Genomic DNA, 24,525 nt, shown 5'->3' with positions numbered 1-24,525 from the left:
GTGCCACCCGGAGGGTGAGGGTCAGAAGTCGCTGGGCATGCCGCTGGCCTCGGCGATGCCGCGCAGTTCCTCGTTCTGCTGGTGGCGTTCCTTGAGGTAGTCGGCTATCTCGCCGAGGCGCTCGGGGTCGGAGGCGGTGGCCGCGTCGGTGACGACCCGGACCGGTCCGGTCACGTCGGTGTCGATCTCGACGACCTCGTTGTCGAGACGTCCGGTGACGGCGGTGGCGATGACCAGTGCGGCCTCGTCCCTGATCTCCTGGGGCAGCGCCTCGGCGCTGTCCCCGTCCAGGGAGAAGTCGATGGTCGGCATCTGCTGCTCGTCGATCGCCTGGAGGACCGGTTCCACCACGCTGAGCAGCAGCTGGTAGTCGTCGTTCGGCATGCGGACGCGCAGGAGGTCGAGGTAGACGTCCACGGGACGTCCGTCCGGCGGAGGAATCTCGTGTTCGTTCATTCGCCCCGTGTTCCCCGTGCCGGGCGGCTCAGAACCTCCGCCAGCGGGCGAGCGTGAAGGAGAACACGCCGAACAGCACCAGCCCGGCGGCGACCAGGACCAGCAGCCAGGGGCCGAGGGGGGTGTCGGCGAAGGAGCGCAGGGTGTCGTCCAGTCCCTTGACCCGGTCGGGGTCGTAGTCGACGGCGGCCCGTACGGCGAAGACGCCGGCCCCGGCGAAGACGAGGCCGCGGGCCACCCCGCCGCCCACGCCGGTGACGTCGACCAGCCGCCGGACGCGGGGGCCCAGCTCGCCGAGCTTCAGCTTCTTGTGATAGCTGCGGCGCGCCGCCTGTATGCCGATGACGGCTCCGGCGATGACGATGCCGACGCCCGCGATGCCCACCAGCCACTGGCCGGCGGGTATGTCCATCACCCTGGCGGTGACGTCCCGGGACTGCCGGTCGCTGGAGCCGCTGTCGCCCGCGCCGGCCGCGAAGGCCAGCACGGAGTAGGCGACGAAGGCGTAGAACACGCAGCGGGCGGCGGCCGGCAGGCGCTTCTTGGCCGTGTGGCCGTCCTTGCCCGTGACGCCGAAGAGCGCCTCGGACAGCCTCCACAGAGCCATGCCGACGAGCCCGGCACCCAGCGCCCACAGCAGGACGGCCCCGAACGGCTTGTCCGCCAGCTCCTGAAGGGCACCGCCCCGGTCCGCCTGCCGGTTTCCCGAACCGAAGGCGATCTGCAGGGCCAGGATGCCGACCAGCAGGTAGATGACACCGCGGGCGGTGAGACCGGCCCGGGCGGCTCCCTCGGCCGCCGACCCGTTCGCGGCCCGCCGGGCGCGGCCCCGTCCGGTGAGTGCCTGGACACGTGCGTTCATGTGAATCCCCTCCCGAAATCCCGGATGCCCCGGCATCCTGCGCGCACACCGCCATGGTCGCCGGTGTGCCTGCGACGGCCGACGTGCGGCTGCCCGCCCACCGCCAAGCGGTGTGCGGGCAGCCGCACCGTCGTGCCCCTGTGCGTCCCTGGTCCGTTCGTCCCCGTCAGTCCGCCACGCCCGCGGGTGCGCCGCCGGGCACGGGCGCCGGCTCCAGCACCACGTCCGCGGGTGCGCCGCCGGGCACCGGCACCGGCTCCAGCACCACGTCCGCGGGCGTGCCGCCGGGCACCGGCACCGGCACCAGCGGGGCCGCCAGCTGGCGCCGGGCGGCCTCCAGGGCCCCCTGCACGTCACGGGTGCCGGTGGACACGCACAGCGTGTAGGCGAGGTCCCGGGTCCGCGGGCCCGGTTCGCCCGTCGCGTCCGCGGGCTCGCTGGTCGCGGCCGTCTCGTACTCCGCCAGGAGCCTGCGCAGTTCCGCGGGGTGTGGCATCAGCATCCGTCTCGTCCCTCCCTGGTGGTGCCCCGTGCGTCCCGCTCGTCGTCCCTGCCGCTCATCGGGTGCGCGCCGTGTGGCCGGGGCGGACCGCCCGCTGTCCCATTGCCTCGTCGCGCACGCGGGCGCAGCTGCGGCTGATGAGCCGGGAGACGTGCATCTGCGAGATGCCGAGGCAGTCGGCGATCCGGCTCTGTGTCATGTCCTCGAAGAAGCGCATGTAGAGAATGGCGCGCTCCCTCTCGGGCAGCCTGCGCAGGCCTTCCTTGGCCGACTCGCGGTCGATCACGGTGTCGTAGGAGGTGTCGGCCGCGCCGAGGGTGTCCGCGAGGCTGTAACCGTCGTCGCCGGCCGCCAGTTCGGCGTCCAGCGACAGGGTGCTGAAGCTCTCCAGTGCCTCCATGCCGGCGGTGACCTCGTCCTCGGTCAGCCCGGTGTGAGCGGCCAGGGCGGCCACCGACGGTTCGGGACTGCCCGGGCTCTGGACGAGTTCCCTGCGGGCGACGCGCACCTTGTTGCGCAGTTCCTGGACGCGGCGGGGCACCCGCAGGGCCCACATCCGGTCGCGGAAGTGGCGCTTGACCTCACCGGTGATGGTGGGCACGGCGTAGCTCTCGAAGGCTCCCCGCTCCGGGTCGAAGCGGTCGATGGCCTTGACCAGGCCGAGAGCCGCGACCTGGCGGAGGTCCTCGAGGGATTCGCCGCGGTCCCGGAACCGCCCGGCGATCCGGTGTGCCATGGGCAGCCAGGCCGTGACGAGTTCGTCGCGGACGGCGTCGCGCTCGGGTCCGTCCGGCAGTCCCGCCAGCCGGCCGAAGAGCGCCATGGTGTCCGGGGCGTCGTCGTGCCGGCGGCGGGCGGCGGTGGCGGAGGGGTCGGTCGGCTGGGGGGTAACGGGACGGATGGCGGGTGTTTCTATGAGCATGCGGATTCGCTCCTGAACGGTGGTCTCAGGGGACTTTCCGCGGGATACGGCGCTGTCCGGGTCGCCCCGGCACAGCCGGAGCGCCGAAACGGCCGTGCCGTTCCCGCTGCTGCGCCTCCGGTCCGAAGCACGAAACTGCGACTGCCCCTGCCCCGGTGGAACAAACTCCGCTTTTCCAAAAGTCATCAGGACAGCGGAACGACCACGGTGATGCACTTGCCTCCGGAGGGAAGGTCTGCCACGCGTACCTCGCGGGCCAGTCGGCAGACGATCGGCCAGCCCCGGCCGCCCAGACGCCGGCGGCCGCGGTCGTCGGTGGGAGGCAGTGCCACCGGGACGTCCTGGCTGCGGTCGCACACCGACAGGCGCACCCCGGGGTCCACCACGTCCACCTGGAAGTCGGTGACGCCTCCGCCGTGCAGCATGGCGTTGGTGGTCAGCTCCGAGGCGACGAGCAACGCGTCCGACAGGGCGCCCGCGTCGCACCACGCGCGACCGTGCGGGCCGGCCCCAGCGGTGCCGGCGTGTGCCGTGACGGCGTCCTCGACCGCCCTGCGGGCGTCGGCGGGCCTGCACGGCCGGCAGCGGCGCCACGCGTCCGTGCCGCGCTCCTCGACGGCGGACTGCATCGTGTCCCTGTCACACATCCGTCAGCTCCCTGGTCGGTGGAAGGGTCCGGTCCCTGGTCGGGGGAAAGGGCCCGGCCCCCTGGTCGGTGGGGTCCGGCCCGGCCGCCCGCGCCGTGCGGCCCGTTCCTGTCGGCTGACCTCTGCGGGTACCGGCAAACATCAGGTCCACCACGCGGCCCAAGGGCCATCCGGGCGCCGTACGGGGGTACGCGGAGTGCATGACGGATGTTGTGGACTCGGACGAACTGCTGCGCCGGATGCACCGCGCGAGGGCCTGCGCGGTGGAGGAGGGCCGCCATTGGCGGTCACGCAGCGAGGAACTGCGGACGACCGATCCGCAGGGGTCGCAGGAGGCCGCCGTGCGCACGGTGGCGTACGAGGCCGTGCTGCGGGTGCTCGACGAGGTGCTGACCCCGGGCCGGACCTCGGGGTGACGCGCCGCGGGACGGATTGAGGGGGCGGCGGACGGGAAACCGGGCGGCATGACAGCCGACCACCATGACGCACCGGTCCTGGAAGCCCTCGTCGACTACCACCGTGAGGGGCGCCTTTCGTTCACGCCACCTGGGCACAAGCAGGCGCGCGGGGCCGATCCGGCGGTGCGCGAGGTGCTGGGTGACGCGGTGTTCTACGGCGACGTCCTGGCGGCGGGCGGGCTCGACGACCGGCTCACCCGGGGACGGGTGCTGCAGCGCGCCCAGGAGCTGATGGCGGACGCCGTCCACGCCGACCACACCTTCTTCTCGACGTGCGGGAGTTCCCTGTCGGTGAAGGCGGCGATGCTGGCGGTCGCCGGGCCGCACGAGAAGCTGCTGATCGGCCGGGACGCCCACAAGTCCGTGGTCTCGGGGCTGATCCTGTCCGGCATCGAACCGGTCTGGGTCGAGCCGCACTGGGACGCCGAGCGGCATCTGGCGCATCCGCCGTCCCCCGAGGCGTTCGAGGAGGCCTTCGCCGCCCACCCGGACGCCAAGGGCGCGCTGGTGACCAGCCCGACGCCGTACGGGGCCAGTGCCGACCTGCGGGCCGTCGCCGAGGTCTGCCACCGGCGCTCGGTGCCGCTCATCGTCGACGAGGCGTGGGGCGCGCACCTGCCCTTCCACCCCGACCTGCCGTCCTGGGCGATGGACGCGGGCGCCGACATCTGCGTGACCAGCATCCACAAGATGGGCAGTGGTCTCGAGCAGGGCTCGGTCTTCCACCTGCGCGGTGACCTGGTGCCGCCGAAGCTCCTCGGGATGCGCGCCGATCTGCTGGGCAGCACCAGCCCCTCGGTGCTGATCTTCGCCGGGCTCGACGGCTGGCGCCGGCAGATGGCACTCGGCGGACGCGAGGTGATGGGCGGTGCGCTGGACCTGGCGGCCGACGTCAGGGCGGCGATCGAGGAGATCGACGGCATGCACGTCAACGACCGCGAGGACTTCTGCGGCCCCGGCCTCGCCCACGGCTTCGACCCGCTGCCGGTCGTCATCGACCTGGACGGGCTCGGCATCTCGGGCTACCAGGCGGCGGACTGGCTGCGCGAACACCGCAGCGTGATCGCGCACATCACCGACCACCGCCGGATCGGCGCGCAGATCACCCACGGCGACGACCGGGAGACCGCCGACGAGCTGCTCACCGCCCTCAAGGACCTCGCCCGGGCCGCGCCCGGCCTGGCCCCGGCGCCGCGGATCGAGGTCCCCTCGCCCGCCGAGCTGCGGATGCCGCAGGTGTCCCTGCCCCGGGACGCGTTCTTCGGGCCCACCGAGGACGTGCCCCTGGAGCGGGCCGCCGGCCGGATCGCGGCGGAGATGATCACGCCGTACCCGCCCGGTATTCCGGCCGTCCTGCCGGGCGAGCGGCTGGCCGAGCCGGTCCTGCGCTATCTGCGCAGCGGTCTGGAGGGCGGGATGTACCTGCCCGACCCGAGCGATCCGGCTCTGGAGACGATCAGGGTCGTCGCGGAGGGTGAGGACTGAGGGGAGATCCGGTGCGGGGCGAGTGAAACAGGTCACTCACCCCGGTACCGGTTTCACGGAACTCCCCGAGATGGTTTAGCGTTCATACATACGTGGCGACGGAGTCGACGAAAAGTCCTCCGCGGCCACCGCTTACGGCCCTGGCCGGCCTCCCCCGTCCGGCCAGGGCTTTTTCACGCCCTCACGCGACCGTCCCCGCTTCCGGCACGGAATCCGTACGGGATCCGCCGCCCGCCGAGGTGCCCACGGCGCCGACAGCGACTCCAATGGGCTTAGGGAAAGCCCCGGAACCGAATCGCCGGCGAGGAGCCCCGTGCCATGACCAAAGCGATCAAACTCCTGACCGCCCTCCCCCTCCCCCAGCGCGAGCGGCTGATGGGGCTCGCCCGTGAGGTCTCCTTCCCGGAGGACGACCTCATCTTCGAGGCGGGCAGCCGGGCCGACCGTTTCTGGGTCATCCGCTCCGGCGCGGTCTCCCTGACCCAGCAGGTGACCTCGGTGCAGCGGGTCACCGTGGCCAGCCTCGGCGTGGGCGACCTGCTCGGCTGGTCCTGGCTGTTCCCGCCCTACGAGTGGGACTTCGGCGCCGAGGCGTTCAGCCAGGTGCGCGCCTACGAGTTCGACGCGGCCGCCGTGCTCGACCTGTGCGAGCGGGACCCTCAGCTGGGCATCGTGCTGGTGCGCTCGGTCGCGGAGATCCTGGCGCACCGGCTGGAGTCCACCCGGGGCCGGCTCATGGAGCACTACGCGCTGCACGGACGCGGCTCCCTGTGAGGCGCCGTCAGACGCGGTAGCGGCGCAGGGCCGGCACCGCGGCGGCCAGGGCCAGCATCACCACCACGACGAGCAGCCCGCCGCCGGCCACGGCCTCCCGGGCCCCGAAGGCGGAGCCCGCGCCGCCGTGCAGGACGTCGGCCAGCCGCGGGCCGCCCGCGACCACGACGGTGAACACGCCCTGCATGCGCCCGCGCATCTCGTCGGTCGCGGCGGACAGCAGGATCGCCCCGCGGAAGACCATGGAGACCATGTCGGCGACACCGGCCAGGGCGAGGAACGCCACCGCGAGCCACAGGCTGCCGCTCAGCCCGAAGCCGGTGATGGCCGCGCCCCACACGACGACCGCGCCGATCACCATCCAGCCGTGCCGGCGCGCCCGCGAGAAGGTGCCGGAGAACAGCCCTCCGGCCACGGCGCCGACGGGGATCGCCGCGAAGAGCAGACCGAGCGCGAGCCCTTCGCCGTAGGAGGAGTACGTCTCGGCGGCGAGCTGCGGGAACAGGGCGCGGGGCATGCCGAGGACCATGGCGACGATGTCGGCCAGGAAGGACAGCAGCAGCACCTTGTGCCCGGCGATGTAGCGGAAGCCCGCCACGACCTCGCGCACGCCCGCGCGCCGCACCGCCGTGCCCGCCAGCGGCGGCAGGGCGGGAAGCTGGTGGACCGCCCACACGGTGACGCACAGGGCCAGGGCGTCGATCAGGTACAGCTCCGGCAGTCCGATCACCGGGATCAGCGCACCGGCGAGCAGCGGCCCGACCACCTGCCCGGTCTGCATGACGGTCGAACCGAGGGCGTTGGCGGCGGGCAGCTCGTCCTCGGGCACCAGGCGGGCGATGGAGGCGTTGCGGGCGGGGGCGTTGAGACCCCAGAAGGCCTGCTGCAGCGCCAGCAGCAGCATCAGCGCGGCCACCGACTCCAGGCCGGTGACCGCCTGCACCCAGAAGAGCAGCGAGGTCACCGCGATGCCGGTGTTGGTGATCAGCAGCAGCTTGCGGCGGTCCATGGTGTCGGCCACCGCGCCGCCCCACAGCGCGAACACGATGAGCGGCAGCAGACCGGCGAGGCTCGCCGCACCCACCCAGGCCGAGGAGCCGGTGATGTCGTAGATCTGCTTCGGTACCGCGACCGCCGTGAGCTGGCTGCCGACGGCCGTGACGATGGTCGAGGACCACAGCCTCCGGTAGGCCGGGCGGCGCAGGGGGCGGGTGTCCATGGCCCAGCGGCGCCACCCCCGCCGCGTGGCACCCTCCGCCGCCGGGACCTTCGTCTCCTGTCCGGTGCCGCTCTCACTGCTGCTCTCGCTGGTGTCCACGCGCTTCCTACATGCTCGATACATCTTCCGGCTGCGGGGATCACTATCGCAGGTCCGTTCGAGCCCGTCCGAACGCCCGGGGCCGCGGGCGGCCCGGCTCAGGCGCCGGCGATGAGCGAGACACCGAGGACGATCATGGTGGCGGCCACCAGACCGTCCACGACGCGCCAGGCCCCGGGCCGGGCCAGGAAGCGGCCGAGGTGGCGGCCGCCGAAGCCGAGCGCGGCGAACCAGACCAGGCTGGCGACCGCGGCCCCGAGGCCGAAGGTCCAGCGCAGCGGCCCCCGGTCGGCGGCGACCGAGCCCAGCAGGAACACGGTGTCGAGGTAGACGTGCGGGTTGAGCCAGGTCAGCGCCAGGCAGGTGAGCACGGCCCGGCGACGGGAGCCCGCCGCGTCACCCTCCGCCCGCAGCACGCCGGACGGGCGGACCACCCGCCGGGCGGCCAGGGCGCCGTAGCAGAGCAGGAAGGCGCCGCCGACCCAGCCCACGACGGTCAGCGCACCCGGCCAGGCCACCACCACGGCGCCGACCCCGCCGACGCCCAGGGCGATGAGCACGGCGTCGGACAGCGCGCAGATCCCGACCACGGCGAGGACGGCGTCACGGCGGATCCCCTGACGCAGGACGAAGGCGTTCTGGGCACCGATGGCGACGATGAGCGAGAGACCGGTGCCGAAACCGGCGGCCGCGGCCGTGAGCGCGTTGTTCATGCCCTCGACGCTAAGCGGACCGATCACCGGACATCCAGCTAAAGATTCTTACGTATCATTAGCCCTCGTGATGACGACGTGACGGCGACCTTCGCGGATCTGCCGCTGGACCACGTACGCACCTTGCTGGCCGTGGTGGACGAGGGCACGTTCGACGCGGCCGCCGCCGCCCTGCACGTGACGCCGTCCGCGGTCAGCCAGCGGGTGAAGGCGCTGGAGCAGCGGACCGGGCGGGTGCTGCTGCTGCGCACCAAACCGGTGCGGCCGACCGACTCGGGGGCGGTGCTGGTGCGGCTGGCCCGCCAGGTCGCGCGGCTGGAGCGGGACGCCTCGGCCGAGCTGGGCCTGCGGGGGGAGGGCGAGCCGACCCGGGTGTCGGTGGCGGTGAACGCGGACTCGCTGGCCACCTGGTTCCTGCCCGCGCTCACCCGCATCCCCCGGGAGCCCGCGCTCTGCTTCGACCTTCGCCGCGAGGACGAGGGGCACACCGCGGCGCTGCTGCGGGAGGGCGCGGTGATGGCGGCGGTGACCTCGTCGCCGGAGCCGGTGCCGGGCTGCACGGTCCGGGCACTGGGCCGGATGCGCTATCTGCCCTGTGCCGCTCCCGCCTTCGCCGCCCGGCATCTGGCGGGGCCGGCGCGGGAGGCCGTCGCCGACGCCCCCGTGGTGGTCTTCGACCGGCGGGACGACTTCCAGGACTCCTTCGCGCGGCGGCTCGGTCACGAGGGCGCGAGCGGCGCGCGGCACTACGTCCCGACCTCGGAGGGCTTCCTCGAGGCGGTCGCCGCCGGACTGGGCTGGGGCATGGTCCCGCAGCCGCAGGCCGAGCCCCTGCTGCGCACCGGCCGCCTCGTCTGCTTCGCCCCGGACCTGACGGTGGACATCACGCTGTACTGGCAGCAGTGGAAGCTCGATTCCCCGGCCCTCGCCACGGTGACGGAAGCGGTGGTCACGGCGGCCGCGAAGGCGCTGCGCCGGTAGTGCGCGGACGCCGCTCGGGCGACGGCACCGGTTTCACACCGCTGTCGACAGGTCACCCGCAGAGGAGGAAGCCATGCACGAAGACGCGAACGATACCGATCGCAGGTGACTTTGATGGACAACTGGCGAGAGCACGCCGCATGCCGGACGGAGGACCCCGACCTCTTCTTCCCGATCGGCACCACCGGCCCGGCCGCGCTGCAGACCGAGCAGGCGAAGGCGGTCTGCCGGACCTGCCCGGTCCAGGAGCAGTGCCTGCGCTGGGCACTCGACACGGGGCAGACCATCGGCGTGTGGGGCGGAACCGACGAGCTGGAACGCCGTGCGCTCAAGCGGCGCGAGGCCGCGCGGCGCAGGTCCGGCTGACCCCGGCGCCCCACCCCGACCCGGGCCGCGAGAGCGGCACCGGCCTTGAGAGGACCGCCATGAACGTGCGCGTGCGCCGCGTCTACGACCCGCCCGAACCGGACGACGGCGTGCGGGTCCTCGTGGACCGGCTGTGGCCCCGGGGCGTGGCGAAGGACGCGGCGCACGTGGACGAGTGGCCGAAGCGACTCACGCCGTCGGCCGGACTGCGCCGCTGGTACCACGCGGGCGACGGCTCGTACGAGGAGTTCGCGCGGCGCTACGAGGCCGAGCTGGCCGAGCCGGAGGCGGCCGAACTCCTCGACCACGTACGGGAGCTGACGGCCAAGGGGAACGTGACGCTGCTGACCGCGTCCAAGTCCCCCGACGAGAGCCACGCCTCCGTGCTGCTCCGCCTCCTCGGCCGGGGGTGAGCGGGGCGGAGCAGCTGGCCTCCGGTCCTCCCGCTCAGGCGGTCTGCCGCGCCGCGGCCCGGCCCGCCGCCCGCCCGGAGAACAGACAGCCGCCGAGGAAGGTGCCCTCCAGCGCGTTGTAGCCGTGCACCCCTCCCCCGCCGAAGCCGGCCACCTCGCCGGCCGCGTACAGCCCTTCGACGGGAGTGCCGTCGGCGGCCAGGGCGCGGGAGTCGAGGTCGGTCTGGATGCCGCCGAGCGTCTTGCGGGTGAGGATGTGCAGCTTGACGCCGATCAGCGGGCCCGCGGCCGGGTTGAGGATCCGGTGCGGGGCCGCGACGCGGCCGAGGCGGTCGCCGATGTAGCGGCGGGCGTTGCGGATGCCCTGGACCTGGGCGTCCTTGGCGTACGGGTTGGCCATCTGCAGGTCGCGGGCCTCGATCTGGCGTCGCAGCGCGGCGGCGTCCAGGAGCGGCTTGTCGGTCAACCGGTTCATCTTCTCCACCAGTTGCTCCAGGTCCGGTGCGCTCACGAAGTCGGCACCCCGGCGCAGGAAGGCGTCCACCGGGGCGGGCGCGCCCTTGCCGAGGACCCGTTCACGCAGGAAGCCGGCGCGGTCCTTGGCGGTGATGTCGGGGTTCTGCTCGGAACCCGAGAGCGCGAACTCCTTCTCGATGATCTTCCGGGTGAGGATGAACCAGGAGTGGTCGTGACCCGCGAGGTCCTCGGCGGTGCGCAGGTGGCGCAGCGTGCCGAGGGTGTCGTAGCCGGGCAGGTACGGCTCGGGCAGCCGGCGGCCCAGCGCGTCGAACCACAGGGAGGACGGGCCGGGCAGGATGCGGATGCCGTGGCCGGGCCAGATCGGGTCCCAGTTGCGCACGCCCTCGGTGTAGTGCCACATGCGGTCGCGGTTGACCAGGCGGGCGCCCGCCGCGGCGCTGATGTCGAGCATGCGTCCGTCGACGTAGGCGGGAACTCCGGTGACCATCTCGGCGGGCGGGGTGCCCAGACGCTCGGGCCAGTGCCGGCGGACGATGTCGTGGTCGGCGCCGATGCCGCCGGAGGTGACGATCACGGCCGGGGCGGTGAGCTCGAACTCGCCTGCCGCGTCGCGGTTGGAGGCGACGCCGCGCGGTGAGTCGTCCGCGGCGAGGACCGTGCCGCGCACACCGCGCGCGATGCCGCCCTCGACGACCAGGTGGTCGACGCGGTGGCGGTGGTGGAAGGTGAGCAGTCCGTCACGGGCGGCCTGCCTCGCGTACCGCACGAAGGGTTCGACGACCCCGGTGCCGGTCCCCCAGGCGATGTGGAAGCGGGGCACGGAGTTGCCGTGCCCGCCCGCCCTCAGGTCGCCGCGCTCGGCCCAGCCGACGGTGGGCAGGAAGGTGATGCCGTGTCCGGCCAGCCAGGACCGCTTCTCCCCCGCCGCCCACTCGACGTACGCCCGCGCCCAGCGCACCGCCCAGGAGTCCTCGTCCTCGGTCCGGTCGAAGCCGGCGCTGCCCTGCCAGTCGCTCCAGGCGAGGTCGAGGGAGTCCTTGACGCCCAGCCTCCGCTGCTCCGGGGAGTCGACGAGGAAGAGGCCGCCGAAGGACCAGAAGGCCTGTCCGCCGAGGTTGGCGGCGTTCTCCTGGTCGACCAGGGCGACCCTCCTGCCCCGGCTGGTCAGCTCGTGGGCCGCGACCAGACCCGCCAGACCCGCTCCGACCACGATGACGTCGGCATCCATGGCGACCGTCCCTTCCTGTTGTGTCCTTGACGGGTTGTGTCCTTGACGGGTTGTGTCTCAGCCGGGGTGTGTCATCGGCCGGCGCCGCCGTCGGTCAGCAGCGCGGTGAGCAGCCGCCCCAGCCAGGCCCGGGCGCGGACCACGTCCCGGTCCAGGAGGAGCTGCGTGGTGACTCCGTCGTACGCGGCGACCACGGCGTGCGCGGCACCGTCGATGCCGCCCAGTACGGCGGGCAGGGCGGTGTGCCCCCCGGCCCGCGCGAGCCGGTCGGCGATGGTGTTGCGCAGGCGGGTCCGGTGCTCCAGCAGGGTCCGGGCGACCTCGGGGGCGCGGGCGGCGTGCACCAGGAAGTCCGTCTTCACCAGGAGCCAGTCCCGGTCCAGGAGCAGCGCCTCGGTGACGCGCTCCACGGCGGCGGGCACGTCCAGGCCGGGGCCGTCGGCGGCGAGGGCGACGGACACCTGCTCGGCGATCAGGCCGGCCCGCTGCTCGTAGAGGGCGAAGAACAGCTCGTCGAGGCTGTCGAAGTTGGAGTAGAAGGCGCCCCGGCTGTATCCGGCGGCCTCGCAGACCTCCTCGATCGACACCCGTCCGAACCCCTTGGCCGCGAACACCCCGAACGCCGCGTCCAGGAGGTTCGCGCGGGTGCGCACGCGCCGCCTGGTCACCCGCCCGGTGGTCGCCTTCGCCGTCATGCGGCCGCCCTCTCCCTCGTTCGATGCGCGAATGTATCGGATACACCGCTGTATCGAAAGGGCGGAGACGGCATTTCCGGGGCACGACAAGCCAATAGAACACGCATTCGAAAACAGGAGTACGCTGGTTTCATGACCACGCACCTCCAGGGCTCGCTCTTCGACCAGACCGACGAGGTCCGGCTCGGGCCGCTCGACGGGTTGCGTCGCACCCATCTCGGCTCGGGAGCCTGGATCGACCTGCTCCCCGGGTGGCTGAGCGGCGCCGACGCGCTGTTCGAGCGGCTGGCCGCCGAGGTCCCCTGGCGCGCCGAGCGGCGTGCCATGTACGAGCGTGTCGTCGACGTCCCCCGGCTGCTGGCGTTCTACGGCGCCGCCGACCCGCTGCCCGACCCGCTGCTGACCGAGGCGCGCGACGCGCTGTCCGCCCGCTACGCCGGGGAGCTGGGCGAGCCCTTCACCACCGCGGGCCTGTGCCACTACCGCGACGGCCGGGACAGCGTCGCCTGGCACGGCGACCGGATCGGGCGCGGCGCGCGCCAGGACACGATGGTCGCCATCCTCTCGGTCGGCGCTCCCCGGGACCTGCTGCTGCGCCCGGCCGGTGGGGGCGGCCCGACCGTGCGCCGACCGCTGGGCCACGGCGACCTGATCGTGATGGGCGGCTCCTGCCAGCGCACCTGGGAGCACTGCGTCCCCAAGAGCACCCGCGCCGCGGGGCCCCGCATCAGCATCCAGTTCCGCCCGCACGGCGTGCGCTGAGGACACCCGGCGTTCTGGTTGGCTGCCCCTGCACGGGGGCACCGACCTGGAACGCGGGAGACCATGAGCGCGGACGTACGGCAGGTGGCCGACGGCACCTACCTGGTGCACGGCGGCCACACCAACTGGGCCGTCCTCACCGACGGCGAGGCGGCGACGCTGGTGGACACCGGATATCCCGGTGACCGCCGGGACCTGCTCGCCTCCCTGGCCGCCGTCGGGGTCGCGCCCGAGGCGGTGGCTGCGGTGCTGATCACGCACGCGCACAACGACCACCTGGGCTCGGCCGAGTACCTGCGCGCCGCCCACGGCACCCCGGTGCTGCTGCACGAGGCCGAAGTGCCGCACGCCCGGCGCGACTTCCTCCAGCAGGTGTCGGTCGCCGCGGTGCTGCGCAACGCCTGGCGGCCCGGCGCGCTGCCATGGATGGCGCACGTGCTGCGCACCGGCGGCACCGAGCAGCACCCGGTGACCGCTCCCGCGGCCTTCCCGGCGGACGGCCCCCTGGACCTGCCCGGCCGGCCCGTGCCGGTGCACACACCCGGCCACACCGACGGCCACTGCGTGTACCACCTCCCCGACGCCGGAGTGGTGGTCTCCGGCGACGCGCTGGTCAGCGGGCACGCCCTCTCCCGTACCGAGGGACCGCAGTTGCTGCCGGACCTGTTCCACCACGACCGCACGCGCGCGATCGCCTCCCTCGACGTCATCGCCGGTCTGGAGGGCGACCTCCTGCTGCCGGGGCACGGTCCCCTGCACCACGGGCCGGTGCGGGACGCCGCGGAACTGGCCCGGGAGCGGGCCGTCTAAGGTCGGGGCATGGCCTTGCAGATCAGCGCCACCAACCCGGAGCACCCCGCGCTCCTGCTCGAACTGCCCTGGCAGCTGCCGCTGGAGCAGTGGCCCGAGGAGTACCTCGTGCCGCTGCCGCGCGGCATCTCACGGCACGTGGTCCGCTACGCGCGCGCCGGGGACGAGGTCATCGCCGTCAAGGAGCTGGCCGAACGGCCCGCGCTGCGCGAGTACCAGCTGCTGCGCGACCTGGACCGGCTCGCCATCCCGGCGGTGGACGCGCTGGCCGTGATCACCGGACGCACGGACGCAGCCGGCGGCGCGCTGGAGCCGGTGCTGGTCACCCGGCATCTCGGCGGCTCGCAGCCGTACCGGTCGATGTTCGAGACGACGCTGCGTCCGGCGACCATGCACCGGCTGATGGACGCCCTCGCCGTGCTCCTGGTCCGGCTGCACCTGGCGGGGTTCGCCTGGGGGGACTGCTCGCTGTCCAACACGCTCTTCCGGCGCGACGCGGGTGCCTACGCCGCCTACCTGGTGGACGCCGAGACCGGGGAGCTGCACGCCCGGCTCAGCCCCGGGCAGCGCGACTACGACCTCGACCTCGCCCGGGTGAACATCAGCGGCGAACTGCTCGACCTGGAGGCGTCCGGGGCGCTGCACCCGTCCGTCGACCCGATCGACTTCGGCACGGAGATATGCGCCCGCTACCGGAGCCTGTGGGAGGAGCTGACCCGCACCTCCGTCTATCCGGCGGGCAAGTACCACTACATCGAGCGCCGGATCCGGCGGCTCAACGACCTCGGTTTCGACGTGGCCGAGATGCAGATCGAGCACGCCTCCAACGGCGACACGGTCACCTTCGTGCCCAAGGTCGTCGACGCCGGTCACCACCAGCGCCAGCTGCTGCGCCTGACCGGCCTGGACGCCGAGGAGAACCAGGCCAGGCGGCTGCTCAACGACCTGGAGAGCTGGATGGCCACCCAGGACGACTACGCCCCGGGCGACCCCCTCGGCGCCCGCCCGGAGGTCCTCGCCCACCGCTGGGTGCGGGAGGTCTTCCGGCCCACCGTGCGCGCCGTGCCGGTGGAGCTGCGCGGCGCGATGGACCCGGCGGAGATCTACCACGAGCTGCTGGAGCACCGCTGGTACCTGTCCGAGCGGGCCCAGCACGACATCGGCCTGGACACGGCCGTCGAGGACTACCTGGTCAACATCCTGCCCACGGCCCGGGAGACCCTGCGGCCCACCGCGGACTGAACAGCGCCTCCACCGGGGTCAGCTGTGCGGGACGACCGCCACCGGGCACTCCGCGTGGTGCAGCACGCCGTGGGCCACCGAGCCGATCCGGGCGCCGACGGCGGTACGCCGGGCGCGGCGGCCGACGACCATCAGCTGGGCTCCCCCGCTCACCGACAGCAGCACCTGCCCGGCACTGCCCATCTCCACGTGCTCGACCACCGGGACGTCGGGGAAGCGCTCGCGCCACGGTGCGAGCGCCTCGCCGAGCGCCTTCCTCTCGTACTGCTCCAGGCCCCCGGCCTCGTCGGCGAGCGCCATGGAGCCGGGACTGTAGGTGAAGACCGTCGGCAGCTGCCAGGCCCGCACGGCACGCACGGTGGCGCCGCGCGCGGCGGCCGCCTCGAACGCGAACCCGATGACGTCGGCGCTGTCCTCCGGCTCGCCCTGCTGGCCCACGACGACCTCGCGGCCCGCCGCCTCGGCGCTCGCCTCGTCCCCGGCGCGCACCAGGACGACCGGCCGCGGCGCCTCGGCGATGACCTGCCGGCCGACCGAACCGAGCAGGAAGCCGACGACCGCCCCGTGGCCGCGCGAGCCGAGCACCAGCGACTCGGCGCCGGCCGCCCCGGCGAGCAGTGCCGCGACGGCGTCGCCCTCGCGGATGTCGGTCGTCACGGTGAGACCGGGGTGCCGCTCGGTGACCGTCCCGACCGCCGCGGCGAGGCCGTCCCGCGCCCACGTCTCCTGTGTCGCGCGGTCCACCGTGCCGGCCACCCCGCGGTCCTGGAACCGCCAGGCGTGCACCACGTGCAGCGGGGCGTCGCGGCGGACCGCCTCCCTCGCCGCCCAGGCCAGCGCGGCCAGGCTCTCCTCCGAACCGTCCAGGCCTGCCGTGATCGGGCGCGTCATGCGGGTCCCTCCCTGTGTCGCGGTCACCTCGTCCATGGAGGCCAGTCTTCCCCAAGCCGCCCCGGCCACCGCGCAGGGGCGGGCACCTGCGCACTCGGTGCCCCCGCCGCCGCTGAGCGAGGACCCGCGATCGAACATACGATGGGCTTCAGGCCGGTGCGGTGACGGGGACGCCGTGCCGTGAACCCGGCCGCTCGACGTGGGGGATGTATGGCACAGGCCGACGGGGAGACTCGGACCGTCATCATGACCGTGGACGACGATCCGGGGGTGTCCCGTGCCGTCGCCCGCGACCTGCGGCGGCGCTACGGCGCCACGTACCGGATCGTGCGCGCGGAGTCCGGCGAGTCGGCGCTGGAGGCGCTGCGGGAGCTGAAGCTGCGCGGCGACCTGGTGGCCGTGATCCTGGCCGACTACCGGATGCCCCAGATGAACGGCATCGAGTTCCTGGAACAGGCCCTGGACGTGTATCCGGGCGCCCGGCGGGTGCTGCTGACGGCGTACGCGGACACCGACGCGGCGATCGACGCGATCAACGTCGTCGATCTGGACCACTACCTGCTCAAGCCCTGGGACCCGCCCGAGGAGAAGCTCTACCCGGTCCTGGACGACCTGCTCCAGGCCTGGCGATCCGGCGACCACCGGCCGGTGCCCAGCACCAAGGTCGTCGGGCACCGCTGGTCGGCGCGCTCCTCGGAGGTCCGGGAGTTCCTGGCCCGCAACCAGGTGCCGTACCGCTGGTACTCCTCGGACGAGCCGGAGGGGCGGCGGCTGCTGTCGGCGGCCGGGCAGGACGGACAGCGGCTGCCGGTGGTGATCACGCCGGACGGGACGCCGCTGGTGGAGCCGGAGGCGCCGGAGCTGGCCGCCCGGGTGGGCCTGGCGACCACGCCGACGGCCGACTTCTACGACCTGGTGGTGATCGGCGGCGGTCCTGCCGGGCTCGGCGCGGCGGTGTACGGGGCCTCGGAGGGGCTGCGGACGGTGCTGGTGGAGCGGTCGGCGACCGGTGGGCAGGCCGGGCAGAGTTCCCGCATCGAGAACTACCTCGGGTTCCCCGACGGCGTCTCCGGCGGCCAGCTCACCGACCGGGCCCGCCGGCAGGCGGCGAAGTTCGGCGCCGAGATCCTCACGGCGCGCGAGGTGACCGGTCTTGAGGTGAACGGCGCGGCGCGGGTCGTCCGGTTCTCGGACGGCTCGGCGATCGCCGCGCACAGCGTCATCCTGGCGACCGGCGTCTCCTACCGGCAGCTGACCGCCCCCGGTACCGAGGACCTGGCCGGCTGCGGCGTGTTCTACGGCTCGGCCCTGACCGAGGCGGCCTCCTGCCAGGGCCACGACGTGTACATCGTCGGCGGCGCCAACTCGGCCGGGCAGGCGGCGATGTACCTGGCCCGGGGCGCCAAGTCGGTGACGCTGCTGGTGCGCGGCGGCTCCCTGGAGGCGTCGATGTCGTACTACCTGATCCAGCAGATCGAGGAGACCCCCAACATCCGGGTGCGCTGCGGCACCCTCGTCGAGGGCGCGCACGGCGACGGCCACCTGGAGCGGCTGACGCTGCGCGACGCGGCGAGCGGTGCCACCGAACTGGTCGACGCGCAGTGGCTGTTCGTGTTCATTGGCGCGGCCCCGCTCACCGACTGGCTGGACGGCACGGTGCTGCGCGACGAGCGCGGGTTCATCCTCGCCGGGCCCGATCTGACGCCCGACGGACGGCCGCCGGCCGACTGGGAGCTGGACCGTCCGCCGTACCACCTGGAGACCAGCGTCCCGGGCGTCTTCGTGGCGGGCGACGCCCGCGCGGAGTCCGCCAAGCGGGTCGCGTCCGCCGTCGGAGAGGGAGCCATGGCCGTCATGCTCGTCCACCGTTACCTGGAGCAGTCGTGAGCGGGCGGCCGATGCCGTGCAGCCCCGGCGAGATCGGGCAGCTGTTCCTGTTCGAGAAGCTGGCGCCCGAGCAGCTGGGCCGGCTCTGCGCGGAGGGCCGGGTGGAGCTGTTCGAGCCCGGTCCGGTGTACACCGAGGGTCAGGACGCCACGTGCTTCTACGTGCTGCTGGAGGGCACGGTCGTGCTGTCCCGCCGGGTCGGCGAGGACGACGTGGAGACCAACCGGACCTCGCAGCGCGGGGTGTACGCGGGCGCGATGCAGGCGTACGTCGGCGACCGGCTGCCGCAGGTCTACACGAACTCCATGCGGGTAACCGAGCCGTCGCGTTTCTTCGTGCTCCCGGCGGACACCTTCGCCGCCGTCATGCGGGAGTGGTTCCCGATGGCGGTGCACCTGCTGGAGGGGCTGTTCTTCGGGGCCAAGAACAACCAGCGCGCCATCGGCCAGCGCGAGCGGCTGCTGGCGCTGGGCTCGCTGTCCGCGGGTCTCACGCACGAGCTGAACAACCCGGCGGCGGCCGCGGTACGGGCCACCTCGACGCTGCGGGAACGGGTGGCCAAGATGCGGCACAAGCTCGCCGTGATCGCCGAGGGGCCGTTCTCCCGGGACGCGCTCGCGGAGCTGATCGAGATCCAGGAACGTACGGCGGAGCGGGTCGCCAAGGCGCCCTCGCTCAGCCCGCTGGAGGCCTCCGACCGTGAGGACGCCCTGGGCGACTGGCTGGCCGACCACGGCATCGAGCAGGGCTGGCAGCTCGCGCCGACCTTCGTGCAGGCGGGTCTGGACACCGAGTGGCTGGAGCAGGTCGCGGCGGCCGTGGACGAGGAGATCCTGCCGGGAGCGGTCGGCTGGCTCAACTACACCGTCGAGACCGAGCTGCTGATGAACGAGATCGCGGACTCCACCGCCCGGGTCTCCCACCTGGTGAACGCGGCCAAGCAGTACGCGCAGCTGGACCGGGCGCCCTACCGGACGGTCGACGTGCACGAACTCCTCGACAGCACCCTGCTGATGCTCTCCGGGAAGATCGGCCCGCGGATCGAGGTCGTCAAGGAGTACGACCGCACGGTGCCCGAGGTCCCCGCCTACCCGGCGGAGCTGAACCAGGTGTGGACCAACCTGATCGACAACGCGGTCGCCGCGGTGAACGGCGCCGGCGGCGAGGGGACGCTGACCGTGCGGACCGCGCTCCACCACGACCGGCTGCTGGTGGAGTTCCGCGACACCGGCCCCGGCGTCGCCCCGGAGATCCGGGAGCGCATCTTCGACCCGTTCTTCACCACCAAGCCGGTGGGCGAGGGCACCGGGCTCGGCCTGGACATCTCCTGGCGGATCGTGGTCAACAAGCACCACGGCAGTCTCCAGGTCGAGTCCGTACCGGGCGACACCCGTTTCCAGGTGCTCCTGCCGCTCACCGCCGCGGAGTCCCAGCGGGCCGACGCGACCGGTTCCCCCGCCCGAGCCGATTCCACCGACGCGACCGAGGAGACGGTATGACCAGCGACACCGGAATCGATCCCACCGTCCCGCCCAGCGGCACCGGCTGCGCCGAGTGCGACGCCGCGGGCGGCTGGTGGTTCCACCTGCGGCGCTGCGCGGCCTGCGGCCACGTCGGCTGCTGCGACAGCTCACCGGGACAGCACGCGACCGGCCACTACCGGTCCACCGGCCATCCGGTGGTGCAGAGCTACGAACCGGGCGAGGACTGGTACTGGGACTACGCGACGAACGAGGTGCGCGCGTCCGGCCCGGACCTCGCCCCGCCCGCCAGCCACCCGGACGGCCAGCCGTCGCCGGGCCCCGCGGGCCGGGTCCCGGCGGACTGGGCGGACGCCCTGCACCGCTGACCGGCGGACGCCGACGGACGGACGTCCGGCTCGGAACGGGGAGGCCCGCCGCGGGGCCCGCGTGTCAGGATGGGCAGCGTGCCGCAGACCTCACTGACCAGCCCGCTCGTCGGCCGCGAGGACGAACTCGCGCGTCTCACCGGCGTACTGGAGCGTGCCCGCGCCGGTGAGGCCCGCGCGGTCCTCGTCGCCGGGGACGCCGGGGTCGGCAAGACCCGGACCCTGGACGAGGTCGCCGGGCGCGCCGCGGCGGCCGGGACGACCGTCCTCACCGGGCACTGCGTGGACCTGGGCGACGTGGGCCTGCCGTACCTGCCGTTCACGGAGATCCTCGGCGCCCTGGCCGCCGACGAGCGGTTCGCCGCCGTGCTGGCCGGGCATCCGGTGGCCGACCGGCTGCTCGGCGGCGCTCCGGCCGACGCGGCGGACGCCGCGCCCTCCCGGCTGCGGCTCTTCGAGGGCGTCGCGGCCCTGCTGACCGAGGTGGCGGACATCGCGCCGCTGCTGCTGGTCCTGGAGGACCTGCACTGGGCCGACCAGTCCTCCCGGGACCTGCTGAGGTTCCTGCTCAGCCGCGGCGTCCTGCAGCGCCCCGCGGGCGGGGCGCCCGGTCAGCGGCTCGCGCTGTTCGCCTCGTACCGGGCGGACGACCTGCACCGCCGCCACCCGCTGCGTCCGCTGCTGGCCGAACTGGTGCGCCTGCCCGGCGTGGAGAGGCTGGAGCTGCGCCCGCTGCCCGACGACGACGTGGCCCGGCTGGTGCGTTCGCTGCGGGAGCGGCGGCTGCCGGACACGACCGTGCGCCGGATCGTGGAGCGGGCGGAGGGCAACGCCTTCTACGCCGAGGAGCTGGTGGCCGCCACGGACGCGCCCACCGGTGGCGTCCCCAGCGGCCTGGCCGACGTGCTGCTCATCCGGGTCGAGCAGTTGTCGGACACCGCCCAGCAGGTGCTGCGCACCGCCGCCGTCGCCGGTCGCCGCGTGGGGCACGACCTGCTGCGGGACGCCGTCGGGCTGCCCGAGCAGGAGCTGGAGTCGGCGCTGCGCGAGGCGGTGGAACGGCAGTTGCTGGTCTCCGGCGACGGGGACACCTACTCCTTCCGGCACGCCCTGGCCCGCGAGGCGGTCTACGCCGACCTGCTGCCGGGTGAACGGTCCCGGCTGCACGGCGCGTTCGCCCGGCTGCTGGCCGGTCCCGACCGCCGGGCGGACAGCGCGGCCGAGCGCGCCCACCACTACCGCGCGAGCCACGACCTGCCCGAGGCGCTCGCCGCCTCACTGGAGGCCGCCGACCACGCCCAGCGGGTCCAGGCGCCCGCCGAGGAACTGCGGCACGTCGAGACGGCCCTCGACCTGTGGACGGCGGTCGACGCCGCCGCGCGCCCCGCGGGACCCGACGCCGTGACCCTCACCCTGCGCGCCTCCGCGGCCGCCGTGCACGCCGGGGAACTGCACCGCGCGGTCTCCCTGACCCGCTCCGCCCTGGCCGGTCTCGGCCAGGACGCGGACCTCGAACTGGCCGCCCGCGTCCGCTACACGCTGGCCGGGAACCTGCTGACCGTCGACAACCTGCCGGCCGCCTACACCTACAGCAGCGAGGCGCTCGGACTGATCCCCGCCGAGCCGCCGTCGGCGACGTGGGTGTGGGCGGCGGCCACCCATGTGTCGACGGCCCGTCAGGTCGGTGAGAACGAGACGGCGCTGCGGGTGGCCCGCCGCGCGCTGCGGGTCGCCGAGGAGCTGGGGGTCACCGACGCGCGCGCCGATCTGCTGATCTCCCTGACGGGCCTGGAGGGCGGCAACCGCGCCACCCCGCGGGGCCGGGAGCGGCTGACCGAGGCGCGCGAGCTGGCCCGGCGGGCGGGCAACGCTCCGGTGGAGCTGCGTGCGCTGTTCAACCTCGCCATCGGCTGCTTCGAGTCCGGTGACCTGGAGGAGTGCCTGCCCTGGGCGTCGGAGGGACTGGAGCGGGCCCGCAGCTTCGGCCTGCTGTCCTCGCCGTACCCGCGGGAGATGCGCTATCTGCGGCTCCTGGTCCAGTACACGCTGGGCCACTGGGACGAGGTTCTGCGCGAGTCCGCCGGGCACGACGGGGAACGGCCGGCCGCGGACGGACACGCCGCCGGACCGGGGCTGTTCGTGGCGCTGGCGCGCGGCGACCTCGGGGCGGCCGACCGGGCCCGGGCCCTGCTGAAGGGGCCGTTCGACTGGATGGCGCGGATGGTCGCGGGTCTGGTGCTGACCGACGCGGCGGCGCTGCGCGGTGACGCGGAGGACGCCGTGCGGTGGATGCGCTCCAGCGTCGAGGCGCTCACCGAGGCGGGCGAGCGGCCCGCCGTGACCCTCCGCCTCGCCACCCTCGCGCTGTCCGCGGTCGCCGACACCGTGACCGAGCTGCGCCGGACCGGGGACGGGGCCGAGGTGGCCCGCTGGACGGACACCGCGGCGGAGCTGCTGGCCGATGCCCGCCGGTCCGCGGCGCACGGGTACGACGGCGTTCCGCAGGGGCCGGAAGGGCAGGCGTGGCTGGCGCGGGCGGAGGCGGAGTGGTCGCGGATCCCGGCCGCGGCCGCGGACCCGGCGGCCTGGGAGAAGGCGGTGGCCGCCTTCGCGCACGGCGACGTCTACGAACGCGCGCGGTGCAGGCTGCGGCTGACCGAGGCCCTGCTGGCGGCGGACCGCCGCGAGGAGGCGGCCGCCGAGGCCGGTGCCGTACGCCGGGAGGCCGACCGGCTCGGCGCGACGGTGCTGCGCGACCGGCTCGACGACCTGGCCCGGCGCGGCCGGCTCACGGACCCTGCAACGCCCCAGGGCACCGCGGTGCTGACCGCCCGCGAACAGGACGTCCTGCGGCTGCTCGCCCTGGGCCACAGCAACCGCCGGATCGGCGAGGAGCTGTTCATCAGCGCCAAGACGGCGAGCGTCCACGTGTCCAACATCCTCGCCAAACTGAACGCGGCGAGCCGCACGGAGGCGGTCGCGGTCGCCTACCGGCAGCGGCTGATCGCCCCGGAACCCACGTCCTCGTAGCGCGGACCGCACCCGATCTTGGCGGAACGGGACGGTCCGGGCCAGGATGCCGTCATGAAGGGTGACCTCTTTTCCAGCGCACACATGGTCCGGCCCGCCACGGCGCCCGGCATGACCGTCGAGAACTCCAAGTGCATCCGGTACACGGTGAACGGCGAGATGCTCGCCCGGCAGGGCGCGATGATCGCCTACCGGGGCAGCCTCCAGTTCGAACGCAAGGGCCAGGGCGTGGGCGGCATGCTCAAGCGCGCGGTCACCGGGGAGGGGCTGCCGCTGATGGCGGTGCGCGGGCAGGGCGAGGCCTGGTTCGCCCACGAGGCCCAGACCTGCTTCGTCGTGGAGGTCGAGCCGGGTGACGAGTTCACCGTCAACGGCCGCAACGTCCTGTGCTTCGACGCCTCGCTCTCGTACCGCATCGCCACGGTGAAGGGCTCCGGCATCGCCGGCGGCGGGCTGTTCAACAGCGTCTTCACCGGGCAGGGCAGGCTGGGGCTGGTGTGCGAGGGCGACCCGCTGGTCATCCCCGTCTCGCACCAGTACCCGGTGTACGTCGACACCGACGCGGTCGTCGGCTGGTCCGCGGGGCTGTCGACCTCCCTGCACCGTTCGCAGTCGATCGGCTCGATGCTGCGCGGCGGTTCCGGGGAAGCCGTCCAACTGGTCCTCCAGGGCGAGGGCTTCGTCGTCGTACGGCCGAGCGAGGCGACGCCGCAGAAGCCGCAGCAGCACTGAGCCCCGTTCCGGGACTTGTTGACCTTCGGGGGCCTCGCGCGCAAGGCTGCGAACGGGCGCGGATCACCCGCCCGCGCACCGGAAGGAAGAGACTGCCTTGATCGCGATCACGGAGATCGAAGCCGCGGCCGAGCGGATCGCCGGACACGTCGTACGCACCCCGACCGTGCCCAGCCCAGGGCTGTCCGCGCTGCTCGGCGTGCCGGTCACCGCCAAACTGGAGCTGCTCCAGCGCACCGGCTCGTTCAAGGCGCGCGGCGCGACGGCGAAGCTGCTGTCGCTGACCGAGGCCGAGCGCGCCGCCGGTGTCGTCGCGGTCAGCGGCGGCAATCACGGCATCGCCGTAGCCGTGATGGCGGCGGCCCTCGACGTGAAGGCCACGGTGGTGATGCCGCGTACGGCTCCGGCCCGTTCCGTGGAGATCGCCGAGGAGGCGGGCGCCCTGGTCCGGCTCACCGACGGCATGGACAGCGCCTTCGCGCTCGTCGCCCGGCTCCGGGAGGAGGGGCTGACCCTGGTCCACCCCTTCGACGACCCCGTGGTCATCGCCGGGCAGGGCACGGTGGGCCTGGAGTTCGCCGAGGACGCCGGGGACCTCACCGACGTGCTGGTGAGCATCGGGGGCGGCGGGCTGATCGCGGGTGTGGCGGCGGCGCTGCGGGCGCTGCGGCCCGGAGTGCGGATCTGGGGCGTGGAGACGGCGGGCGCCGAGGCCATGTCCCGGGCGCTCGCGGCGGGCGGGCCGCTCGCGGTGCCCCTGTCCTCGGTCGTCACCACGCTCAGCGCGCCGTCCGTCTGCCAGGTGACGTACGACCACGTGGCGGAGCTGGTCACCGAGGTGCTCGTGGTGTCGGACCGGGAGGCCGTCCAGGGCTCGCTCACGCTCGCCGAGCATGCGAAGGTGTGGACCGAGCCGGGGGGGGGGGGGGGGGGGGGGGGGGGGGGGGGGGGGGGGGGGGGGGGGGGGGGGGGGGGCCGGCGCGGGGGGGGGGGGGGGGGGGGGGGGTGGAGGGGGGGGGCCA

The 24,525-nt window shown here is 73.8% G+C and carries 25 protein-coding genes; 15 read left to right on the top strand and 10 right to left on the bottom strand.

Annotated elements, in window-relative coordinates; genetic code table 11:
• Positions 1-21 precede the first annotated feature (21 nt).
• The 5 genes from ACIBCJ_RS28705 to ACIBCJ_RS28685 form a co-directional block, all read right to left on the bottom strand.
• Complete coding sequence (locus tag ACIBCJ_RS28705) at positions 22-456, bottom strand: hypothetical protein (protein WP_133886585.1); 435 nt, start codon at positions 454-456, stop codon at positions 22-24.
• Positions 457-484: 28 nt separating this feature from the next.
• Entirely contained in the window at positions 485-1,318 is an 834-nt protein-coding gene (locus ACIBCJ_RS28700; RefSeq protein ID WP_365979890.1) for a DUF1206 domain-containing protein, read from the bottom strand.
• A 166-nt stretch (positions 1,319-1,484) separates the two neighbouring features.
• Positions 1,485-1,820, bottom strand: a complete 336-nt coding sequence (locus tag ACIBCJ_RS28695; protein WP_365979889.1) for a DUF5133 domain-containing protein — start codon at positions 1,818-1,820, stop codon at positions 1,485-1,487.
• Between the two features lie 55 nt (positions 1,821-1,875).
• Positions 1,876-2,742, bottom strand: a complete 867-nt coding sequence (locus tag ACIBCJ_RS28690; protein ID WP_362095670.1) for a SigB/SigF/SigG family RNA polymerase sigma factor — start codon at positions 2,740-2,742, stop codon at positions 1,876-1,878.
• 185 nt (positions 2,743-2,927) lie between these two features.
• Positions 2,928-3,389 carry an ATP-binding protein gene (locus tag ACIBCJ_RS28685; protein WP_362095673.1) on the bottom strand — a complete coding sequence of 154 codons (462 nt, stop codon included), beginning with the start codon at positions 3,387-3,389 and terminating at the stop codon, positions 2,928-2,930.
• Positions 3,390-3,589: 200 nt separating this feature from the next.
• Here ACIBCJ_RS28685 and ACIBCJ_RS28680 point away from each other — a divergent pair, with 200 nt between their 5' ends.
• From ACIBCJ_RS28680 to ACIBCJ_RS28670, 3 genes are all read left to right on the top strand, one after another.
• Positions 3,590-3,805 (top strand): hypothetical protein, encoded by a 216-nt coding sequence (locus tag ACIBCJ_RS28680; protein WP_362095676.1) that lies wholly within the window; start codon positions 3,590-3,592, stop codon positions 3,803-3,805.
• A gap of 48 nt (positions 3,806-3,853) precedes the next feature.
• Positions 3,854-5,332, top strand: coding sequence for an aminotransferase class I/II-fold pyridoxal phosphate-dependent enzyme (locus tag ACIBCJ_RS28675; protein ID WP_365979888.1), 1,479 nt, complete (start codon positions 3,854-3,856; stop codon positions 5,330-5,332).
• A gap of 318 nt (positions 5,333-5,650) precedes the next feature.
• Complete coding sequence (locus tag ACIBCJ_RS28670) at positions 5,651-6,106, top strand: cyclic nucleotide-binding domain-containing protein (RefSeq protein ID WP_362095682.1); 456 nt, start codon at positions 5,651-5,653, stop codon at positions 6,104-6,106.
• Positions 6,107-6,113: 7 nt separating this feature from the next.
• Here the strand turns inward: ACIBCJ_RS28670 and ACIBCJ_RS28665 are convergent, their stop codons facing one another.
• Both ACIBCJ_RS28665 and ACIBCJ_RS28660 read right to left on the bottom strand, forming a co-directional pair.
• The gene (locus tag ACIBCJ_RS28665) at positions 6,114-7,448 is read right to left on the bottom strand and encodes an MFS transporter (RefSeq protein WP_365979887.1); all 1,335 of its coding nucleotides are present in this window, start codon (positions 7,446-7,448) and stop codon (positions 6,114-6,116) included.
• Positions 7,449-7,522: 74 nt separating this feature from the next.
• Positions 7,523-8,137, bottom strand: coding sequence for a LysE/ArgO family amino acid transporter (locus ACIBCJ_RS28660; RefSeq protein WP_362095688.1), 615 nt, complete (start codon positions 8,135-8,137; stop codon positions 7,523-7,525).
• Positions 8,138-8,215: 78 nt separating this feature from the next.
• Between ACIBCJ_RS28660 and ACIBCJ_RS28655 the strand changes: the two genes are divergently transcribed.
• From ACIBCJ_RS28655 to ACIBCJ_RS28645, 3 genes are all read left to right on the top strand, one after another.
• On the top strand, positions 8,216-9,118 hold the full coding sequence (locus tag ACIBCJ_RS28655) for a LysR family transcriptional regulator ArgP (protein ID WP_362095691.1): 903 nt from the start codon (positions 8,216-8,218) through the stop codon (positions 9,116-9,118).
• A gap of 114 nt (positions 9,119-9,232) precedes the next feature.
• On the top strand, positions 9,233-9,484 hold the full coding sequence (locus tag ACIBCJ_RS28650; RefSeq protein WP_362095693.1) for a WhiB family transcriptional regulator: 252 nt from the start codon (positions 9,233-9,235) through the stop codon (positions 9,482-9,484).
• A 59-nt stretch (positions 9,485-9,543) separates the two neighbouring features.
• Positions 9,544-9,897, top strand: a complete 354-nt coding sequence (locus ACIBCJ_RS28645) for a DUF488 family protein (protein ID WP_365979886.1) — start codon at positions 9,544-9,546, stop codon at positions 9,895-9,897.
• Between the two features lie 34 nt (positions 9,898-9,931).
• Here ACIBCJ_RS28645 and ACIBCJ_RS28640 read toward each other — a convergent pair whose 3' ends face one another.
• The gene (locus ACIBCJ_RS28640; protein WP_365979885.1) at positions 9,932-11,605 is read right to left on the bottom strand and encodes an FAD-binding dehydrogenase; all 1,674 of its coding nucleotides are present in this window, start codon (positions 11,603-11,605) and stop codon (positions 9,932-9,934) included.
• A gap of 71 nt (positions 11,606-11,676) precedes the next feature.
• Complete coding sequence (locus ACIBCJ_RS28635; protein WP_365979884.1) at positions 11,677-12,300, bottom strand: TetR/AcrR family transcriptional regulator; 624 nt, start codon at positions 12,298-12,300, stop codon at positions 11,677-11,679.
• A 132-nt stretch (positions 12,301-12,432) separates the two neighbouring features.
• Here ACIBCJ_RS28635 and ACIBCJ_RS28630 point away from each other — a divergent pair, with 132 nt between their 5' ends.
• The 3 genes from ACIBCJ_RS28630 to ACIBCJ_RS28620 all read left to right on the top strand — a co-directional run bounded on the left by ACIBCJ_RS28630 (position 12,433) and on the right by ACIBCJ_RS28620 (position 15,114).
• A complete protein-coding gene (locus ACIBCJ_RS28630) occupies positions 12,433-13,062 on the top strand; it encodes an alpha-ketoglutarate-dependent dioxygenase AlkB (protein WP_362507111.1) in 630 nt (209 codons plus the stop codon).
• Positions 13,063-13,125: 63 nt separating this feature from the next.
• Positions 13,126-13,872 carry an MBL fold metallo-hydrolase gene (locus ACIBCJ_RS28625; protein WP_365979883.1) on the top strand — a complete coding sequence of 249 codons (747 nt, stop codon included), beginning with the start codon at positions 13,126-13,128 and terminating at the stop codon, positions 13,870-13,872.
• Between the two features lie 9 nt (positions 13,873-13,881).
• Positions 13,882-15,114 carry a DUF4032 domain-containing protein gene (locus ACIBCJ_RS28620; RefSeq protein WP_362095710.1) on the top strand — a complete coding sequence of 411 codons (1,233 nt, stop codon included), beginning with the start codon at positions 13,882-13,884 and terminating at the stop codon, positions 15,112-15,114.
• An 18-nt stretch (positions 15,115-15,132) separates the two neighbouring features.
• Here the strand turns inward: ACIBCJ_RS28620 and ACIBCJ_RS28615 are convergent, their stop codons facing one another.
• Positions 15,133-16,005, bottom strand: a complete 873-nt coding sequence (locus ACIBCJ_RS28615; protein ID WP_362095713.1) for a universal stress protein — start codon at positions 16,003-16,005, stop codon at positions 15,133-15,135.
• Positions 16,006-16,215: 210 nt separating this feature from the next.
• On the opposite strand from ACIBCJ_RS28615, the gene ACIBCJ_RS28610 reads away from it, so the two are divergent.
• From ACIBCJ_RS28610 to ACIBCJ_RS28585, 6 genes are all read left to right on the top strand, one after another.
• Positions 16,216-17,892 (top strand): FAD-dependent oxidoreductase, encoded by a 1,677-nt coding sequence (locus ACIBCJ_RS28610; RefSeq protein WP_133886603.1) that lies wholly within the window; start codon positions 16,216-16,218, stop codon positions 17,890-17,892.
• The gene (locus ACIBCJ_RS28605; RefSeq protein WP_362095717.1) at positions 17,889-19,391 is read left to right on the top strand and encodes an ATP-binding protein; all 1,503 of its coding nucleotides are present in this window, start codon (positions 17,889-17,891) and stop codon (positions 19,389-19,391) included. Before ACIBCJ_RS28610 ends, ACIBCJ_RS28605 begins: the two co-directional genes overlap by 4 nt.
• Positions 19,388-19,741 (top strand): UBP-type zinc finger domain-containing protein, encoded by a 354-nt coding sequence (locus ACIBCJ_RS28600; protein ID WP_362507102.1) that lies wholly within the window; start codon positions 19,388-19,390, stop codon positions 19,739-19,741. The genes ACIBCJ_RS28605 and ACIBCJ_RS28600 overlap by 4 nt, the downstream gene beginning before the upstream one ends.
• Before the next feature lie 69 nt (positions 19,742-19,810).
• Positions 19,811-22,771, top strand: a complete 2,961-nt coding sequence (locus tag ACIBCJ_RS28595; protein ID WP_365979882.1) for an AAA family ATPase — start codon at positions 19,811-19,813, stop codon at positions 22,769-22,771.
• Positions 22,772-22,825: 54 nt separating this feature from the next.
• Positions 22,826-23,503: an AIM24 family protein gene (locus tag ACIBCJ_RS28590; protein WP_362095726.1), complete on the top strand. Its 678-nt coding sequence runs from the start codon at positions 22,826-22,828 to the stop codon at positions 23,501-23,503.
• Between the two features lie 97 nt (positions 23,504-23,600).
• Positions 23,601-24,525 (top strand): threonine/serine dehydratase (locus ACIBCJ_RS28585; RefSeq protein WP_399283648.1); only part of this gene is annotated, 925 nt, incomplete at its 3' end.

Origin of the sequence: Streptomyces sp. NPDC051136 (assembly GCF_044455745.1) — a bacterium.
Classification (GTDB): Bacteria; Actinomycetota; Actinomycetes; order Streptomycetales; family Streptomycetaceae; genus Streptomyces.
This window is presented reverse-complemented; position numbering and strand designations above follow the sequence as displayed.

Excerpts from the sequence above, each read along its gene's own strand:
- ACIBCJ_RS28705 (WP_133886585.1), bottom strand. The coding sequence starts at position 456 with ATGAACGAACACGAGATTCCTCCGCCGGACGGACGTCCCGTGGACGTC.
- ACIBCJ_RS28700 (WP_365979890.1), bottom strand. The coding sequence starts at position 1,318 with ATGAACGCACGTGTCCAGGCACTCACCGGACGGGGCCGCGCCCGGCGG.
- ACIBCJ_RS28695 (WP_365979889.1), bottom strand. The coding sequence starts at position 1,820 with ATGCTGATGCCACACCCCGCGGAACTGCGCAGGCTCCTGGCGGAGTAC.
- ACIBCJ_RS28690 (WP_362095670.1), bottom strand. The coding sequence starts at position 2,742 with ATGCTCATAGAAACACCCGCCATCCGTCCCGTTACCCCCCAGCCGACC.
- ACIBCJ_RS28685 (WP_362095673.1), bottom strand. The coding sequence starts at position 3,389 with ATGTGTGACAGGGACACGATGCAGTCCGCCGTCGAGGAGCGCGGCACG.
- ACIBCJ_RS28680 (WP_362095676.1), top strand. The coding sequence starts at position 3,590 with ATGACGGATGTTGTGGACTCGGACGAACTGCTGCGCCGGATGCACCGC.
- ACIBCJ_RS28675 (WP_365979888.1), top strand. The coding sequence starts at position 3,854 with ATGACAGCCGACCACCATGACGCACCGGTCCTGGAAGCCCTCGTCGAC.
- ACIBCJ_RS28670 (WP_362095682.1), top strand. The coding sequence starts at position 5,651 with ATGACCAAAGCGATCAAACTCCTGACCGCCCTCCCCCTCCCCCAGCGC.
- ACIBCJ_RS28665 (WP_365979887.1), bottom strand. The coding sequence starts at position 7,448 with ATGTATCGAGCATGTAGGAAGCGCGTGGACACCAGCGAGAGCAGCAGT.
- ACIBCJ_RS28660 (WP_362095688.1), bottom strand. The coding sequence starts at position 8,137 with ATGAACAACGCGCTCACGGCCGCGGCCGCCGGTTTCGGCACCGGTCTC.
- ACIBCJ_RS28650 (WP_362095693.1), top strand. The coding sequence starts at position 9,233 with ATGGACAACTGGCGAGAGCACGCCGCATGCCGGACGGAGGACCCCGAC.
- ACIBCJ_RS28645 (WP_365979886.1), top strand. The coding sequence starts at position 9,544 with ATGAACGTGCGCGTGCGCCGCGTCTACGACCCGCCCGAACCGGACGAC.
- ACIBCJ_RS28640 (WP_365979885.1), bottom strand. The coding sequence starts at position 11,605 with ATGGATGCCGACGTCATCGTGGTCGGAGCGGGTCTGGCGGGTCTGGTC.
- ACIBCJ_RS28635 (WP_365979884.1), bottom strand. The coding sequence starts at position 12,300 with ATGACGGCGAAGGCGACCACCGGGCGGGTGACCAGGCGGCGCGTGCGC.
- ACIBCJ_RS28630 (WP_362507111.1), top strand. The coding sequence starts at position 12,433 with ATGACCACGCACCTCCAGGGCTCGCTCTTCGACCAGACCGACGAGGTC.
- ACIBCJ_RS28625 (WP_365979883.1), top strand. The coding sequence starts at position 13,126 with ATGAGCGCGGACGTACGGCAGGTGGCCGACGGCACCTACCTGGTGCAC.
- ACIBCJ_RS28620 (WP_362095710.1), top strand. The coding sequence starts at position 13,882 with ATGGCCTTGCAGATCAGCGCCACCAACCCGGAGCACCCCGCGCTCCTG.
- ACIBCJ_RS28615 (WP_362095713.1), bottom strand. The coding sequence starts at position 16,005 with ATGACGCGCCCGATCACGGCAGGCCTGGACGGTTCGGAGGAGAGCCTG.
- ACIBCJ_RS28610 (WP_133886603.1), top strand. The coding sequence starts at position 16,216 with ATGGCACAGGCCGACGGGGAGACTCGGACCGTCATCATGACCGTGGAC.
- ACIBCJ_RS28600 (WP_362507102.1), top strand. The coding sequence starts at position 19,388 with ATGACCAGCGACACCGGAATCGATCCCACCGTCCCGCCCAGCGGCACC.
- ACIBCJ_RS28595 (WP_365979882.1), top strand. The coding sequence starts at position 19,811 with ATGGGCAGCGTGCCGCAGACCTCACTGACCAGCCCGCTCGTCGGCCGC.
- ACIBCJ_RS28590 (WP_362095726.1), top strand. The coding sequence starts at position 22,826 with ATGAAGGGTGACCTCTTTTCCAGCGCACACATGGTCCGGCCCGCCACG.